Here is a 14,965-nt window from a genome sequence, read left to right as displayed (position 1 = left end):
GGACCGGGAGCAGGAAGCAGGGAGGAGGAGAGAGGAGGGGAGCGTCAGTCTGGGCTGCGCAAGTCCTGGCGAATTGATTCGTTAAAGCTCTCCTCGAGCTCAAGAATGTCGTCGCGCATTAGGGCGTCCACTTCGATGACGGCTTCTTCCAACAACGCCCCAATCATTTCAGATGCTGTCGCGCTGTAGTCGATTTTCCACTCGCCTTCGTGAATGACAGCCACGGTTGCAAACTCAACTTCGGCGGGTTCGCCGTAGGCGATGCCCTCCAGGCGGGTCTCCACCAGCGCTCGCTCGCGTTGCCGGTTCACCTGACCAATTACGACGGTGGAAAACAGTTCGCTGTGACGGGCGGTGCGAAAGTGAGCCTCCTCGAAGTGGTCTGGCAGTGCAAGATGACGCACCGTCTCGTGATCGCCCGTCAGGGATGCTGCCCAGAAGCGGCTGACCACTTCCTCTGGTGGAACTGCAGGACTGCAGGCCTGCAGCACGAGCGCCAGAAAAAAAATCGACAGTGGGAAGGGGCGATTAAGCTTCATGGAAAGTAATGGCAGCGTGAAGTCCGGGAAACGTGACGAGCTTGTGTTTTGATGCGGAGTTCTTCGATCTTTCGGGCGACGCTTGGTTCCTCGCGACGTAAGGCCTGCATACCTCAGAGTCGCCAGGATTGGAGTTCCCAATGTCCCGACTCGTAGCCGAGGCACCAGCCCTGGTCATCCCAGTCTCCCAGCACAATGCGCTCGGCCGCCCGGCCGTCTACATCCAGGGGATGCCGTGCGGGGCGATGGGTATGGCCATGAATCAGTTTATCGGCGCCGTGGGTCTGGAGGGCTGCGATCACTTCCGAGTGCGTTACATCCATGATGTCTTCGCTCTTCCGGCTGTTCATGGACTGACTCTGCTGGCGGAGCTGGCGACCGAGCGCCCGTCGTTCCTCCAGGGGCTTGGCCAGGATCATATCCATCCACTCCCGGGCGCGCACCTGCTGGCGAAAAGCCTGATAGTCCCGGTCCCCGGTGCACAGCGTATCGCCGTGCATCAGCAAGACCTTATCCCCACCGCACTCAAGCACGAACGGATCCGGCAACAGGGTCGCACCCGAGCGCTCGCCAAACCGCGCCCCGATCAGAAAGTCCCGGTTACCGTGCATGAAAAACACCCGGGTCCCGGAATCCGCCAGGCGACGGAGGCGGTCCTGGACTTCCAGCACCAGAGCCGAGTCGTCGTCATCGCCCACCCACAGCTCAAACAAATCGCCGAGGATGTAAAGCGCTTCGGCCTTCGCGGCCTCTTCGGCGAGAAAGCGGAAAAAGGCCTCGGCGATGGCGGGGCGGGAGTCATCCAGATGCAGGTCGGAGATGAAGAGAATCACAGGGAAAAGTCTACAGAGGGCTGGAAGAGAGGAAGCCAGCACACGCTGGCTCCGGACTTTCGACCTGACAATCAGTCAGAGACAGTGACCCGCTCAATCACGATGGGCTCTTTGGGCACATCCTGATGGAAGCCGGCGTTGCCCGTCTCAACATCCTTGATCTTGTTCACAGTATCCATACCGTCCACCACCTTGCCGAACACACAGTAACCCCAGCCCTGGGCGTCCTTGCGGGTATGGTTCAGAAAATCGTTGTCCTTGACGTTGATGAAAAACTGAGCAGTCGCGCTGTGGGGCTCCATAGTGCGGGCCATTGCTACCGTACCCACCTTGTTCTGCAAGCCGTTGTCCGCCTCGTTCTCGATGCTGTCGCGGGTTTCCTTTTCTTGCATGTCTGCAGTCATGCCGCCACCCTGAACCATGAAGCCGTCAATGACCCGATGAAAAATGGTGCCATTGTAAAAGCCGTCTTCCGCGTACTGTTTGAAATTTGCCGCCGTCTTCGGGGCCTTCTCGAAATCCAGTTCAAGGGTAATGTCGCCGAGAGTTGTATGCAGGGTGATCATGGGGTACTCCAGATAGGGGCCGGAATCCAAATTCTTGCCCGGATGATGTGTTTGCCGGTGGCAGAGCTGGCTATAATACGCGCTTCCCGCGGATTCTCAAAGAATGCCGCCCCGGACAAACCCTCAGCCGTCGCCCGGAGTGCCGTACCCTTAAATGACTGAACGAAACCGACCCCTCAACTTCATCGAGCAAGGCATCGAAGCGGATCTACAGGCAAAAAAGATCAGCAAGGTCATCACCCGATTTCCACCGGAGCCCAACGGGTATCTGCACATCGGCCACGCCAAATCCATCTGCCTGAACTTCGGCATTGCGCGTAACTATGGTGGCGAGTGCAACCTGCGCTTCGACGATACCAATCCGGCCAAGGAAGAACAGGAGTATGTCGAGTCCATCCAGGAGGACATCCGCTGGCTCGGCTTCCAGTGGAGCGGAGAGGTGCGCTACACCTCCGACTACTTCGACCAGCTCCACCAATGGGCCGTCCACCTCATCAGGGAAGGCAAGGCCTATGTGTGCGACCTGAGCGCGGAAGAAGCACGCGCGTACCGTGGCACCCTCACCGAGCCGGGCAAAAACAGCCCGGGGCGGGATCGGTCCGTGGAAGAGAACCTCGAGCGCTTCGAAAAAATGCGCAACGGGGAGTTTGACGAAGGCGCCTGCACCCTGCGTGCGAAGATCGACATGGCCTCGCCCAACATGAACATGCGGGACCCTGTTCTCTACCGCATCAAAAAAGCCACACACCATCAGACCGGCGACAAGTGGTGCATCTACCCGTCCTACGACTTCGCCCACGGGCAAAGTGATGCCATTGAGGGCATCACTCACTCCCTGTGCACTCTGGAGTTCGAGGACCACCGGCCGCTCTACAACTGGTTCATCGAAAATCTGCCCACGCCCAGCAAGCCCAAGCAGATCGAGTTCTCGCGCCTCAACCCCAACTACACCGTGACCAGCAAGCGCAAGCTCAAACTGCTGGTGGACGAAAACCACGTGGAAGGCTGGGACGACCCGCGCATGCCCACCATCTCCGGCATGCGTCGCCGCGGCTACACGCCCGCATCCATTCGCAACTTCTGCGACGCAGCCGGCGTGACCCGCTCCCTTGGGATCACCGACGTGGGCATGCTCGAGTACCACGTGCGCGACGACCTGGACAAGAACGCCCCGCGGGCCATGTGCGTACTGCGCCCGCTCAAAGTCGTACTCACCAACTATCCCGAAGGCGAGAGCGAAGAACTCAGTGCGCCGGGCCACCCCAACCGGGACGACCTGGGCACCCGGACCCTGCCGTTCTCCCGGGAAATCTACATCGACCGGGAAGACTTCCGGGAAGAGGCCAACAAAAAATACAAGCGCCTGGTGCTGGGCAAAAAAGTCAGATTGCGCAACGCCTACGTGATCCAGGCCGAGAACGTCGTGAAAGACGAGCAGGGCAACATCCTCGAAGTGCACTGCCACTGCGACCGCAACACCCTGGGGCGGGACCCGGAAGATGGCGTCAAACCCAAGGGTGTGATTCACTGGGTGTCGGCCAGCCGCAACCTCAACTGCCAGGTCCGCCTCTACGATCGCCTGTTCACAGAAGAAGCGCCCGAGGCCGGCGGCAGGGACTTTCGTGAATCCCTGAACCCGAACAGCCTCGAGATTCTCGAAAACTGCAAGGCGGAAATCGGCCTGGCCGCAGCCACACTCGACGATCACTACCAGTTCGAGCGGGAAGGCTACTTCTATCTGGACAACAAGCACAGCCGTTCCGAGTACCCCGTGTTCAACCAGACCATTGGCCTGAAAGACACCTGGGAGAAAAAATCGGCAAACTGACCGCACAAAGCTGATGCGCATGTGGCGCAACGATCGGTCCGCGAACGTACCGCGCAATGGCTGAACGCGGCACACAGACAGTTTGGCGTGGGGCGAGCTGTTTCGAAACCCTCGCCGCAGGACGCGGCGCGGGAGCTACAGGGAAGTATTCACCGCGTTTTCGAAACAGCTCGCCCCACGCCAAACGGGCGACCGGCACCAAATATCCAGATTTCGATATCGGCAAAGGCAACGATCAGAAAGACGAAAGCGCCCCATCAACAAAACCGGAGAGCACCTTGACCCAGTTGTACCTCACCAACACCCGGACCAAGAAGAAAGAAATCTTCCAGCCCATGGACCCCAAACGGGTCACCATGTACGTCTGCGGTCCCACCGTGTACAACTACGTCCACATCGGCAACGCGCGCCCCGTCGTCGTCTTCGACACCCTGTTTCGTGTACTGCGCAGCCTCTATGACAACGTCGTCTACGCCCGCAACATCACCGACATCGACGACAAAATCATGCAGGCCGCCCGGGAAGAAGGCACCGACATCGGCACCATCACCGAACGTTACACCGAAGCCTACCACCAGGACATGGCCGCCCTCGGAAGCCTTCAGCCCACCATCGAGCCCCGCGCCACCGACCATCTGCCGCAAATGATCGCCATGATGGAAACCCTCATCGCCAAGGGCCACGCCTACGTGGCCGAGGGACACGTCCTGTTCGACGTAGAATCCATGCCCGAATACGGACAGCTCTCCAACCGCAAACTCGAAGACATGCTCGCCGGCGCCCGCGTCGAAGTGGCCGGATACAAAAAACACCCCGGTGACTTCGTCCTCTGGAAACCCTCCAGCGACGACGAACCCGGCTGGGACAGCCCCTGGGGTCGCGGTCGTCCCGGCTGGCACACCGAATGTGTCGTCATGATCGAATCCCACCTCGGGCCGTCCATCGACATCCACGGCGGCGGCAAAGACCTCGTCTTTCCCCACCACGAAAACGAACTGGCCCAGAGCCACTGCGTTCACGACGGCGCAACCTATGTCCGGTACTGGCTGCACAACGCCTTTATCAACATGGACGGAGAAAAAATGTCCAAATCCCTGGGCAACGTCCGGACCGTCCGGGACCTGCTCGGGAAATATCGCGGTGAAGTGCTGCGGTTTGCCATACTCAGCGCACACTACCGATCCGAACTGGACTTCTCGAAAGAACTGCTGGACCAGGCCAAAGCCAGCCTGGACTCCCTGTACACCGCGCTCCGCGACACGGCAGCCATCCCGGCAGCGCCCGTTGACCTGCACAAGAGCGCCGTCTTTCAGGCCCTGCTGGACGACCTCAACACGCCCATCGCCATCAGCGCCCTGCATCAGATCGCAAGAGACCTGAACAAGGCCGACGCTGACCGCAAAGCGGAACTGAAAGGGATGCTGCTTGAAAGCGCCGGGGTTCTGGGCCTGCTTCAGACTGATCCCGAGGAGTGGTTCAAGACCAGCGTCGGGGAAGAGAGCATCAGTGCCGACCGCGTGGAAGCGCTCATTGCCGAGCGTAAGGCTGCCAAGACCGCGAAAGAATACGCTCGGGCCGATGAAATCCGCGAACAATTGAAAGAGGCGGGCATCATCCTGGAAGATTCCCGCAGCGGCACCACCTGGCGCCGCGAATAAAAAAGGGGAAGCACCTCTAAAACCCGATTCACCAACGAAGGCTTGCCTATGTCTACCGTCGATTTTCGATTCCGCCGTTTGCGCCGAACCCCAGCGATTCGCGACCTTGTGCGGCAAACCCATCTAACCACCGACGACCTGATACTGCCGATCTTTGTGGAAGAAGGGATCGAAAACCCGGTGGAGCTGAGCACAATGCCCGGCGTTTATCGCCATCCCGAAGCGGACCTTCCCGCATTGATTCAGCGCCTGTGGAAAAAGGGCATCAAGAGCGTGATCCTGTTCGGCGTGTCCCACCATAAGGACGCCACCGGTAGCGACTCCTGGGCCGAGGACGGGCTCATGGCACGCATCATTCGCAGTGCCAAGCAGGCACAACCGGAAATGGTGGTGATCAGTGACAACTGTTTCTGCGAATATACCGAACACGGCCACTGCGGGGTGGTGGTGGACGGGGATGTGCACAACGACCAGACCCTCATCAACCTTCAGAAGCAGGCCATCATTGCCGCCCGGGCGGGCGTGGACATGATTGCGCCCTCCGGCATGATGGACGGGATGATCTCGGCTCTGCGCGACGCCCTCGACCGGGAAGGGTTCAGCCACCTGCCCGTCATGTCCTACTCCACCAAATTCGCCTCAGCGTTCTACGGTCCGTTCCGGGATGCGGTGGACGTGCACCTGAAGGGGACCCGCGACAGTTATCAGATGGACAAGGCCAACGGCCGCGAGGCGCTGGCAGAATCCCTGCAGGACGAGTATGAAGGCGCGGACATCCTGATGGTGAAGCCGGCGACGGTCTACCTGGACGTGGTGGCAAACATCCGCGCGCACTCGAGCCGGCCCCTCGCCGTGTACCACGTCAGTGGTGAGTACGCCATGATCAAGATCGCCGCATCCCAGGGCGCGATCGACGAGAAAGCCGTGATCATGGAGACCATGCTGGCATTCAAGCGTGCCGGTGCTGATCTGATCCTCACTTATTTTGCCGAACAGATCGCCGACTGGCTCAACGCGGAAAGCCGTTGACGGCCAGCTTTCGCCTGCTGTGTACGCGTGTGGAAGGGGCTGGCAGACTGCTCGCCGGAGCGTCTGTCAATCGCGCGTGCCGTCCAGTACTTCGCTGAGGAAGTTCTCCACAGCCTGCCAGGCCCGGCGATTGGCCTTTGGGTTGAACATCTTGCCGCCGGCGGCGTCGTTCGCGGAGGGATTGGTAAAGGCGTGGTAGGTCAGCCCGTAGGCGTGAAGCTGCCAATCCACGCCGCCGTCCGTGAGTTCCTTGGCCAGCGCCAATACCTGCTCCGGCGGAACCATGGGGTCGTCGTAGCCGTGCAGAGCGAGTACCTTCGCTTTGATGATGTCGCTGGGCAGGTCCTCGGGAAGCGACGCAAACAGTCCGTGCAGGCTGACCACTCCTTTCACATCGGCCCCGGAACGCGCCAGATCAAGAACACATAAGCCCCCGAAGCAGAATCCAATGGCGGCCAGGCGCTCCGGATCCACCATGTCCAATGTGCGCGCCGCTTTTACCGCGGCCAGTACCCGCCTGCGGAGCAGGGCGCGGTCCTGCATGAGCGGAGCCATCAGCTCCCGGTTCTCCTCAACGGTCTTGCCGCGCCTGCCTTTGCCGTACATGTCCACTGCCAGCGCGTTGTAGCCCAAAGCGCCCAGACTACGGGCTTTCTCCCGCTCGAAATCACTTAATCCGCTCCAGGCGTGACAAATCAGGACGCAGGGGCGTGGGCCATCCTCGTGGGTGACCAGAAAACCTTCCAGTACTTCGTTGCCGTCCTGGTATTCAAGCGTTTGTTCCTGCATAAGCTCTCTCCGTCGATCCGGCGGTACGCTCAAGGGGTGCGACTGTCTTCGTAGCGCCAGTTGTTGCCCTCGATATAGACGCGGTGACGCGGCCCCGGTTCGTTGGGATTGCTTCCCTTGTAACCGGCGTCGTCGTCATAGAGGATAATGCGCCCTTCATCGGTCTCGCAGATTCGCGGGCTGAAAAACTGCACCTCCCGGCACCGGAAGTCCGCCACAGCGCTGCCGCAATCCCCGAATTGCGCGGCAAGGCTCAGGGAAACAAAGGTGGGGGGCATCAGGGTGACTTCGCCCGCTCGCTGGGCGGCCAGGGCAGCGCTGGGCGACAGCCAGCGATGATCCACGATTTCCTCGCCGTCCACCTGCACCTGGGCTGAACCCCGCAGATGAGCAAGAAAGAACCAGGTCGCGAAACGACGGGCAGAGCCCTCGGGCGTGGTCCAGTGGGCGAAGGGAATCAAGTCGCTCCGCTCGATCCGCAGGTTCGTTTCCTCCCGGGTCTCCCGCAGGGCGGCATTCTGGGCAGCGAGGAAGTGGTCATCGGGGTCAATGTAGTCCGCCGGGTCAACCCGGCCGCCCGGGAAGACCCAGGCACCCCCGCCGGTGGTCAGGGTGTGATTGCGGCGAACCAGCAGTGCCTGCAGGCCGTCCTCGTCATGATCCCTCAGGAGCATGACTGTGGAAGAAGGACTTGGATAACTCAACACTCCATCCTCTTCTAAACAAGTCGATGATTATTGTTGTAGGACGGTGATGATAGCGAGGGAGGAGGGTGACGTCGAGGCGGCCGGACCCAACTGGGGGCGTGAAGGTCCCGGTGCCGGGACCTTGCTTCACCGCCTCAGGCCGTCGCGCCTGCGCGGCGGCGGAAGAGGGGCAGGGGCTCGTCGAACGCGGCCTGGTAGAACTCGGTGAAGTCCTCAAGGGAGCTGAGGGAATCTTCCGGATCGTAGCGGTCGTCCAGGCTGAAGGCTGAGAAACCGCAGCGGCGCAGATAGCACAGTTGCTCCCGCAAAAAGTAGCCGATGGCCCGCAACTCCCCCCGAAAACCGTGGCGCTCCCGCAGCAGGCGGCCTGCGGAAAAGCCGCGCCCATCGCTGAAAACAGGGAAGTTGACGGCCACCAGGGGCAGATCCGTCAGGTCATCCGCCAGCGCGGCGGTCTCCTCGTGACCGTGCAACCACACGCCCAGATCCGGAAGCCGGCCCCGCAATCCTTCGCAATGGTCCTGCCAGAGTTTCAGGGGAACGATGACTTTGCCCGAGGGGATGTTCTCCAGGCTGGTCTCCTCGTCGATCAGCTGCCAATCGTCCCGGGCGACGGCCCCGTCCTTAATGAGCTTTGGCATATACACGCTCCTTGAAAGGATCAATGCCGATGCGGCGGTAGGTGTCGATAAACTGCTCTTCCTGGGAGCGGCTTTCCACAAAAACGTCAATGATCTTCTGGATCACGTCGGTGACCTGGTCGCGACCGAAGGAGGGTCCGAGCACCGTCGCCAACTGACTGTCGTTGCCCTGACTGCCACCGAGCTGAATCTGGTAAAACTCTTCGCCCTTCTTGTCCACGCCGAGAATGCCGATATGGCCCACATGGTGGTGGCCGCAGGCATTCATGCAACCGGAGATATTCAGGTCCAGATCGCCCAGGTCGTACAGGTAGTCCAGGTCATCGAAGTGACGCTGGATCGCCTCGGCCACAGGGATCGACTTGGCGTTGGCCAGGGAGCAGTAGTCTCCGCCCGGGCAGGCAATGATGTCGGTGAGAGTGCCTATGTTCGGGGTGGCGAAACCGTTGGGCCTGAGTATCTGCCACAGTTCATGCAGCCGGTTCTTCGGCACATCCCCCAGCACGATGTTTTGCTCGTGGGTGGTGCGCACCTCGCCGAATGAATACTCGTCGGCCAGGTCAGCCAGCAGCTCCAGCTGCCGCTCGGTGATGTCCCCCGGCGCAACGCCCGGCGGCTTGAGGGAAAGGGTTACGGCCGCATAGCCCGGAACCCGGTGGGCGTGCACATTTCGGCTCAGCCAGCGGTCGAATGCTTTCTCCTCACCGGACTGTTTTTGCAGCTCGGCGGACACGGCCTCGTCATCGAAGGACGCGTATGCAGGCTCCGTGAAGAAGCTCTTGGCTCGATCGATCTCTTCCCGGGTGAGGGTGGCGGGCGAGTCCTTCAGGTGGGCCCATTCCTCTTCCACTTTTTGGGCGAATACGTCCGGGCCCATGGCGCGCACGAGGATCTTGATGCGGGCCTTGAATTTGTTGTCCCGCCGGCCGTACTGGTTGTACAGGCGCAGAATGGCCTCCAGGTAGGTCAGCAGGTGCCGCTCCGGGAGAAACTCCCGGATCACACTGGCGATGACGGGGGTCCGGCCGAGGCCACCGCCCACCAGGACCTTGAAGCCCAGTTCTCCTGCCGTGTTGCGGACCATGGCCAGACCGATATCGTGTACCTGAATCGCGGCCCGGTCCTGTTCCGCCGCGGTCACGCCAATCTTGAACTTGCGTGGCAGGAAGGCGAACTCCGGATGGAAGGTGGACCACTGACGAATGATCTCGCAGTAAGGGCGTGGATCAGTGATCTCGTCCGGGGCAATGCCGGCAAACTGGTCAGTGGTGGTATTGCGAATACAGTTGCCACTGGTCTGAATGGAGTGCATCTGCACCTTCGCCAGTTCCGCCAGAATGTCCGGAACGTCCTCCAATTGGGGCCAGTGGAACTGGATGTTCTGGCGGGTGCTCACGTGGCAGTATCCCTTGTCCCAGTGACGGGCCACAAAGGCAAGCTTGCGAAGCTGCGCGCTGTTGAGCATGCCGTAGGGTACTGCCAGGCGCAGCATGGGTGCGAGGCGCTGGATATAAAGTCCGTTCTGCAGACGCAGGGGCAGAAATTCTTCCTCGCTGATTTCCCCGTTCAGATAGCGCTCCATCTGACCGCGAAACTGGGAAACCCGCTGGGAAAGAATCTTGTGATCGTATTCGTCGTATACGTACATCGATGCTGAGTCGTCACTGTGGAGAAGGTGAGGGAACCGCTGAAGATCTGCCCAGAGGCCCGAAAAAAAACAGCCGCGCAGAATACAGCAATCCCGGGCTGAAGGGATGAGCTCTTCCGTGTGGCCTGGCCCCATCCGCGCGGGGCGCTAAACTAGCACTGGCGCTATATGCTGTAAAATGCCTAAACGCTATCAGGTAATACCCAGCTTTTATAAAGCCCGCCATTCAGCGTCCCAAGGAAGCCCGGAGAACGACAGAACCGTATGCATGGCGAAAAGAATCGTGCATCCCTTAGCGGAATCAGTAAAATGCAGCCTCCCGGAGGCGCCAGTCGCTGTTCCCGCGAATCGATTTGATTGCCGAATGACCTGAAAGGAGACGTACCCATGTCCGACGATAGTTCTCAAACACAGCAAAAGGGTGATGGCTGGGTTGACGCTATTGCTGCAGTAGTGCTGATTGCTATCGCCATCAGCGCCTTCGCCTATTGGGCGGCCAGCCAGTAGCGGCAGACACGCCGACCGCTCGCCGGTCGGCCGACGGGGTTTTTGACGGACGCTCCTTCCCGAAGCACCGGCAAAGGCTCCGCACCCCCTCACCTCCAGCCGATCCACTCCACAAAACATCGCCTTGCCGTTGACAGCTATTGCTCAGGCAATTACCTTGCTGGCATTTTGCTCAGCATGGGTTTCGGTATGTCAGTTTCCAACGCGCAGAACGGCGATTTTCTCATCCACAACAGCTACACCTTCTGGATTTCCCGCCTCGCAAGCCTGATGCAGGAAGAGTTCAACCATCGTCTTGCCGGCGAAGGGGTCACCTGGCCGCAGTGGATGGTCCTCAATGTCCTTCATCACCAGCTCGCCGGTACGCCCGCCATGATTGCCGACACCGTTGGTGTGGATCGCTCCGCAGTGACCCGCCTGCTGGATCGTCTGGAGAAGAAGGAACTCTTGCTGCGGGAGCACGACAAACTGGACCGACGCTCGGTCAAGGTGCGAATGACCGCCTCGGGGCAGGCGCTTGTTGCGCGGCTCAATCACCTCGCTCACGAGCACCAGGAGCACTTCCTGAACAGCATGCACAAGACTGAGCATCGCGGCTTCAAAGGAAACGTGCAGAAACTGCTCAAGCTGGCAGGCGTCGACAGCATTCGCCTTTGGAAGTAGCGGGCAAAACCAGATCGCTGTCGGCGGCGGAAAACGGCCAGGGGCGCGAGCGTTCAGATATGGCACTGTAAGGGTTGGGAGGCAGATGATGGGGCAGGCATTAATCGCGAAAAGGATAGTTGCGCAGGCAAATAAAATCCTGTGCCGCCGCGCGGGTTAGGCTTTGCCGAACAGCCAGGCCTGTGTCTGTGGCGTGCTGCTAAGTCTTGTCGTGGCAACCATCAGTCCTTGTCGTTGGCTACTACCTATCTGGCCTTGTCGTCGGCGGACAACTAAGCTCCCGCGCTATTCAGGATGATTTTGACGATGGTTACGAGTATGAAAATGAACAAAGTAGTGAAGATCAGGCCGGCCGTCAGGTAGGGCGCAATGCTCTTCTGGTCTGAATCGCGTTCGTAGGTCTTGCTGCTCTGGACCCCGAAAGCGGCCCCCAGCGTGCTGACAACAATCTGCCAGAAAGTGGGCTTGTTTTCGCTCATCTCACTCATACAACTCTTGCTCTAGATTACTTCGGAAACTCCGGTCCCGCGGAGGGCCGGAAATCGGCCGGTGTTAACCACCGGCCGATGGGGCGTGACTCTACCAGATCTTGACCCGCTCCTCGGGTGGCAGGTACATCCAGTCGCCTGGCTCCACACCAAAGGCGGCATAGAACTCCGGCATATTGCGCAACACGCCATTCACCCGGAAGCGGGGCGGCGAGTGCGGATCGGTCATTATACGCCGTCTCAGCTCCTCATCCCGGTATTTGTTGGCCCAGACCTGTCCCCAGCCCAGGAAGAATCGCTGGTCCCCGGTAAATCCGTCCAGGACAGGGGCCTCTTCGCCGTCCAGAGAAAGCTGATACGCTTTGTAAGCCACCGTGAGACCGCCCAGATCGCCAATGTTCTCACCCTGGGTCAGGTCACCGTTCACATGCAGGTCGTCCAGTACGGTGTACTGACTGTACTGCTCCACCAGTTGCTGGGTCCGGCGGTTGAATTCGCTCAGGTCGTCTTCGGTCCACCAGTTCTGCAAGAACCCGTCACCGTCGGATCGGGCCCCCTGATCGTCGAAGCCGTGGCCCATTTCATGACCAATGACCGCGCCGATGGCACCGTAGTTGATTGCGTCGTCCGCCGCTTCATTGAAGAAGGGCGGCTGCAGGATGGCCGCAGGGAACACAATCTCGTTCATCACGGGATTGTAGTAGGCATTGACCGTCTGAGGCGTCATGAACCATTCACTGCGGTCCACCGGCTTGCCCAGCTTGTCCACATTGATCTGGTACATGAACTCGATGGCTCGCAGGTAGTTCCCGAACAGATCCTCCGCAGCCACCTGGAGGCTACTGTAATCCCGCCACTTATCGGGATAACCGATCTTGGGCGTGAATTTCTCGAGCTTTTCGATGGCCTTCTTCTTGGTGGCCTCGGTCATCCAGTCCAGGCCCAGAATGCTCTGGCGGTAGGCCTCGCGCAGGTTCTCAACCAGTTCCTCCATGCGTGCCTTGGCGGTGGGTGAGAAGTGCTCGGCCACGTAGAGCTTGCCCAGAGGGTCCCCGACACTGCTGTCCAACAGGCTCATGGCACGCTTCCATCGCTCCTCCTGCTCCTGCGCACCGCTCAGTGCGGTACCGTAGAACCGGAAGTTTTCCTGATCCAGGGCTTCCGGAAGGAATGAGGCGAAGGCGGAAATGGTGTGCCAGCGCAGATAATCCTTCCACTGGTCCACTGAATAGGCGGCCAGCAAGCTGTCCAGCTCACTGAAGTAGTCGGGGGTGGAGATGACCACGCTCTCTGCCGCAGTCAGTCCCGCGCCGCCGAGGAATTCATCCCATTTCCAGGTTTCGGTCTGGCTGGTCAAATCCTGAACAGACACTTTGTTGTAGGTCTTCTCTCGATCCCGCAACTCGGTGCGCGACCAGTGACGCTCGGCGATGTCATTTTCAATGGAGAGCACAGTTTGCGCTGCCTCCTCGCCCTTGTCCTGGCCCGCCAGCTCGAACATCCTGGCAACGTGCTCGCGATAAGTTTCGCGCAGCTCGGTGCTGGTCTCGTCGTCTTTCAGGTAGTAGTCCCGGTCCGGAAGCCCCAGCCCTGAGTGCCCAAAGTAGGGGATGTACTGGTCGGGCTGCTTCTCGTCGTTGTTGATGTAGAAGTAGAGCGGGGTGGTGACGCCCAGGCGGTTCATCCGTGCAAAGAATCCGGCCAGTTGCTCCCGGTTCTCGATCTCACTGATGTCCGCCAGAAGCGGTTCCAGTGGCTCGAGACCGCGCGCTTCGATGGTGTCGGTGTCCATGAAGCTCTTGTAGAAATCACCGATCTGCTGGGTTTCGCTACCCGGCTCAGCTTCAGCGGCGGCCGCTTCCTCCACGATGACTTTCAGGTCTTCACGGGCCTGGTCGGCCAGGACGATAAAGGACCCATAGCGGGACTTGTCCGCAGGTATTTCGGTGTTCTCCAGCCACTGTCCATTGGCGTAACGGAAGAAGTTCTCGGCCGGATCTACGCTGGTATCCATGTAGTCCAGCTGAATACCGGATGGTTTCTCGGCGGGTTGGGCGCTGCTGACAGTGGCAACGTTGCCCGCCTGATCGCATCCGGAGAGCGCGAGGATGGCGCTGGCGATAGCCATAGGGGCCAGTCGCATGCTGTACCTCCAGTAAATTTATACTAATGATTGATAGGAATAGATAACGGGGCGAAGTATCGCCGAATTGGCGCCACGGGTCCATGAGGGACTGGTGGGTCACCGAGGGCTGGTTGGCAAAGGAGTCGTCTCGTGGGGGCAATCGGGGACCAGTAGACCATTCCGTTTGGTTCCGGGACCGGTATTTCAAAAACGCGGTGAATACATCCCTGTAGCTCCTTCGCTCCATCCCTGAAGCGAAGGTTTTGAAATACCGGTCCCGGAACCAAACTCCCATCGCGGTGATTCGGGCATTGAGTCTCCGTGCTGGAGCGAAACTGCCCCTCGCCGCGTACTGCGAAAGCAGTCCGGTGCTGGGCCTGGGCCCCTCGAAACCCTCGCGTCAGGGATGACGCGCGGGAGCTACAGGGACGTATTTACCGCGTTTTCGAGGGGCCCAGGCCCTGTGCCGGACGGGCCTGCCGGCACCCAGCACCCAGCGGACACCGGCAATACTCACTTGTCCACCTGTTAAACAAACGGAAGAGAATTTCACTGAAGACACTGACCCAACTCGCTGATCCTAAAAGAAAAACGGTGCCAAAACTCCAGGTCAGGGAGTCCGCGTTTGGAAGGCCAGGGGAGAACGGTAGACCATCCCGTTTGGTTCCGGGACCGGTATTTCAAAAACGCGGTGAATACATCCCTGTAGCTCCTTCGCTTCATCCCTGAAGCGAAGGTTTTGAAATACCGGTCCCGGAACCAAACTCCCATCGCAGTGATTCGGGCATTGGGTCTCCGTTCACCGTGGGGGCCGCCTTGTATTCGGTCCCGGCAGATGATCTGCTGGGGCAAAGCTGCCCCTCGTCCCGTACTGCGAAAGCAGTCCGGTGCTGGGCCTGGGCCCCTCGAAACCCTCGCGTCAGGGATGACGCGCGGGAGCTACA

13 protein-coding genes are annotated in these 14,965 nt (G+C 59.8%); 4 read left to right on the top strand and 9 right to left on the bottom strand.

The window, feature by feature from the left end:
- Nucleotides 1-44: 44 nt before the first annotated feature.
- The 3 genes from ACURWW_RS05520 to ACURWW_RS05510 form a co-directional block, all read right to left on the bottom strand.
- Nucleotides 45-539 (bottom strand): hypothetical protein, encoded by a 495-nt coding sequence (locus ACURWW_RS05520; RefSeq protein WP_445616040.1) that lies wholly within the window; start codon nucleotides 537-539, stop codon nucleotides 45-47.
- 113 nt (nucleotides 540-652) lie between these two features.
- Nucleotides 653-1,372, bottom strand: a complete 720-nt coding sequence (locus ACURWW_RS05515; RefSeq protein ID WP_445616041.1) for a UDP-2,3-diacylglucosamine diphosphatase — start codon at nucleotides 1,370-1,372, stop codon at nucleotides 653-655.
- A 71-nt stretch (nucleotides 1,373-1,443) separates the two neighbouring features.
- Complete coding sequence (locus ACURWW_RS05510; protein ID WP_445616042.1) at nucleotides 1,444-1,938, bottom strand: peptidylprolyl isomerase; 495 nt, start codon at nucleotides 1,936-1,938, stop codon at nucleotides 1,444-1,446.
- 154 nt (nucleotides 1,939-2,092) lie between these two features.
- On the opposite strand from ACURWW_RS05510, the gene ACURWW_RS05505 reads away from it, so the two are divergent.
- The 3 genes from ACURWW_RS05505 (at nucleotide 2,093) to hemB (ending at nucleotide 6,453) form a co-directional block, all read left to right on the top strand.
- On the top strand, nucleotides 2,093-3,766 hold the full coding sequence (locus ACURWW_RS05505) for a glutamine--tRNA ligase/YqeY domain fusion protein (RefSeq protein ID WP_445616043.1): 1,674 nt from the start codon (nucleotides 2,093-2,095) through the stop codon (nucleotides 3,764-3,766).
- A gap of 278 nt (nucleotides 3,767-4,044) precedes the next feature.
- Nucleotides 4,045-5,424: a cysteine--tRNA ligase gene (gene cysS, locus ACURWW_RS05500; protein WP_445616044.1), complete on the top strand. Its 1,380-nt coding sequence runs from the start codon at nucleotides 4,045-4,047 to the stop codon at nucleotides 5,422-5,424.
- A gap of 48 nt (nucleotides 5,425-5,472) precedes the next feature.
- Entirely contained in the window at nucleotides 5,473-6,453 is a 981-nt protein-coding gene (hemB, locus tag ACURWW_RS05495; protein ID WP_445616045.1) for a porphobilinogen synthase, read from the top strand.
- Between the two features lie 66 nt (nucleotides 6,454-6,519).
- Here the strand turns inward: hemB and ACURWW_RS05490 are convergent, their stop codons facing one another.
- The 4 genes from ACURWW_RS05490 to ACURWW_RS05475 form a co-directional block, all read right to left on the bottom strand.
- Nucleotides 6,520-7,242, bottom strand: a complete 723-nt coding sequence (locus ACURWW_RS05490; protein WP_445616046.1) for a dienelactone hydrolase family protein — start codon at nucleotides 7,240-7,242, stop codon at nucleotides 6,520-6,522.
- A 29-nt stretch (nucleotides 7,243-7,271) separates the two neighbouring features.
- The gene (locus tag ACURWW_RS05485) at nucleotides 7,272-7,949 is read right to left on the bottom strand and encodes an NUDIX hydrolase (RefSeq protein ID WP_445616047.1); all 678 of its coding nucleotides are present in this window, start codon (nucleotides 7,947-7,949) and stop codon (nucleotides 7,272-7,274) included.
- Between the two features lie 134 nt (nucleotides 7,950-8,083).
- Nucleotides 8,084-8,590, bottom strand: coding sequence for a DUF934 domain-containing protein (locus ACURWW_RS05480; protein ID WP_445616048.1), 507 nt, complete (start codon nucleotides 8,588-8,590; stop codon nucleotides 8,084-8,086).
- Nucleotides 8,574-10,238 (bottom strand): nitrite/sulfite reductase, encoded by a 1,665-nt coding sequence (locus ACURWW_RS05475; protein ID WP_445616049.1) that lies wholly within the window; start codon nucleotides 10,236-10,238, stop codon nucleotides 8,574-8,576. The genes ACURWW_RS05480 and ACURWW_RS05475 overlap by 17 nt, the downstream gene beginning before the upstream one ends.
- Nucleotides 10,239-10,934: 696 nt before the next feature.
- On the opposite strand from ACURWW_RS05475, the gene ACURWW_RS05470 reads away from it, so the two are divergent.
- Nucleotides 10,935-11,408 carry a MarR family winged helix-turn-helix transcriptional regulator gene (locus ACURWW_RS05470; RefSeq protein ID WP_445616050.1) on the top strand — a complete coding sequence of 158 codons (474 nt, stop codon included), beginning with the start codon at nucleotides 10,935-10,937 and terminating at the stop codon, nucleotides 11,406-11,408.
- A gap of 272 nt (nucleotides 11,409-11,680) precedes the next feature.
- On the opposite strand, the gene ACURWW_RS05465 is transcribed toward ACURWW_RS05470, so the two are convergent.
- Both ACURWW_RS05465 and ACURWW_RS05460 read right to left on the bottom strand, forming a co-directional pair.
- Nucleotides 11,681-11,896 (bottom strand): DUF2970 domain-containing protein, encoded by a 216-nt coding sequence (locus tag ACURWW_RS05465; RefSeq protein WP_445616051.1) that lies wholly within the window; start codon nucleotides 11,894-11,896, stop codon nucleotides 11,681-11,683.
- Between the two features lie 91 nt (nucleotides 11,897-11,987).
- Nucleotides 11,988-14,039, bottom strand: a complete 2,052-nt coding sequence (locus ACURWW_RS05460) for a M13 family metallopeptidase (protein ID WP_445616052.1) — start codon at nucleotides 14,037-14,039, stop codon at nucleotides 11,988-11,990.
- Nucleotides 14,040-14,965: the final 926 nt, after the last annotated feature.

It is taken from the genome of Gilvimarinus sp. F26214L, assembly GCF_054401055.1.
The sequence above is the reverse complement of the archived record's forward strand: the minus strand, read 5'-3'. Positions and strand labels throughout refer to the sequence as shown.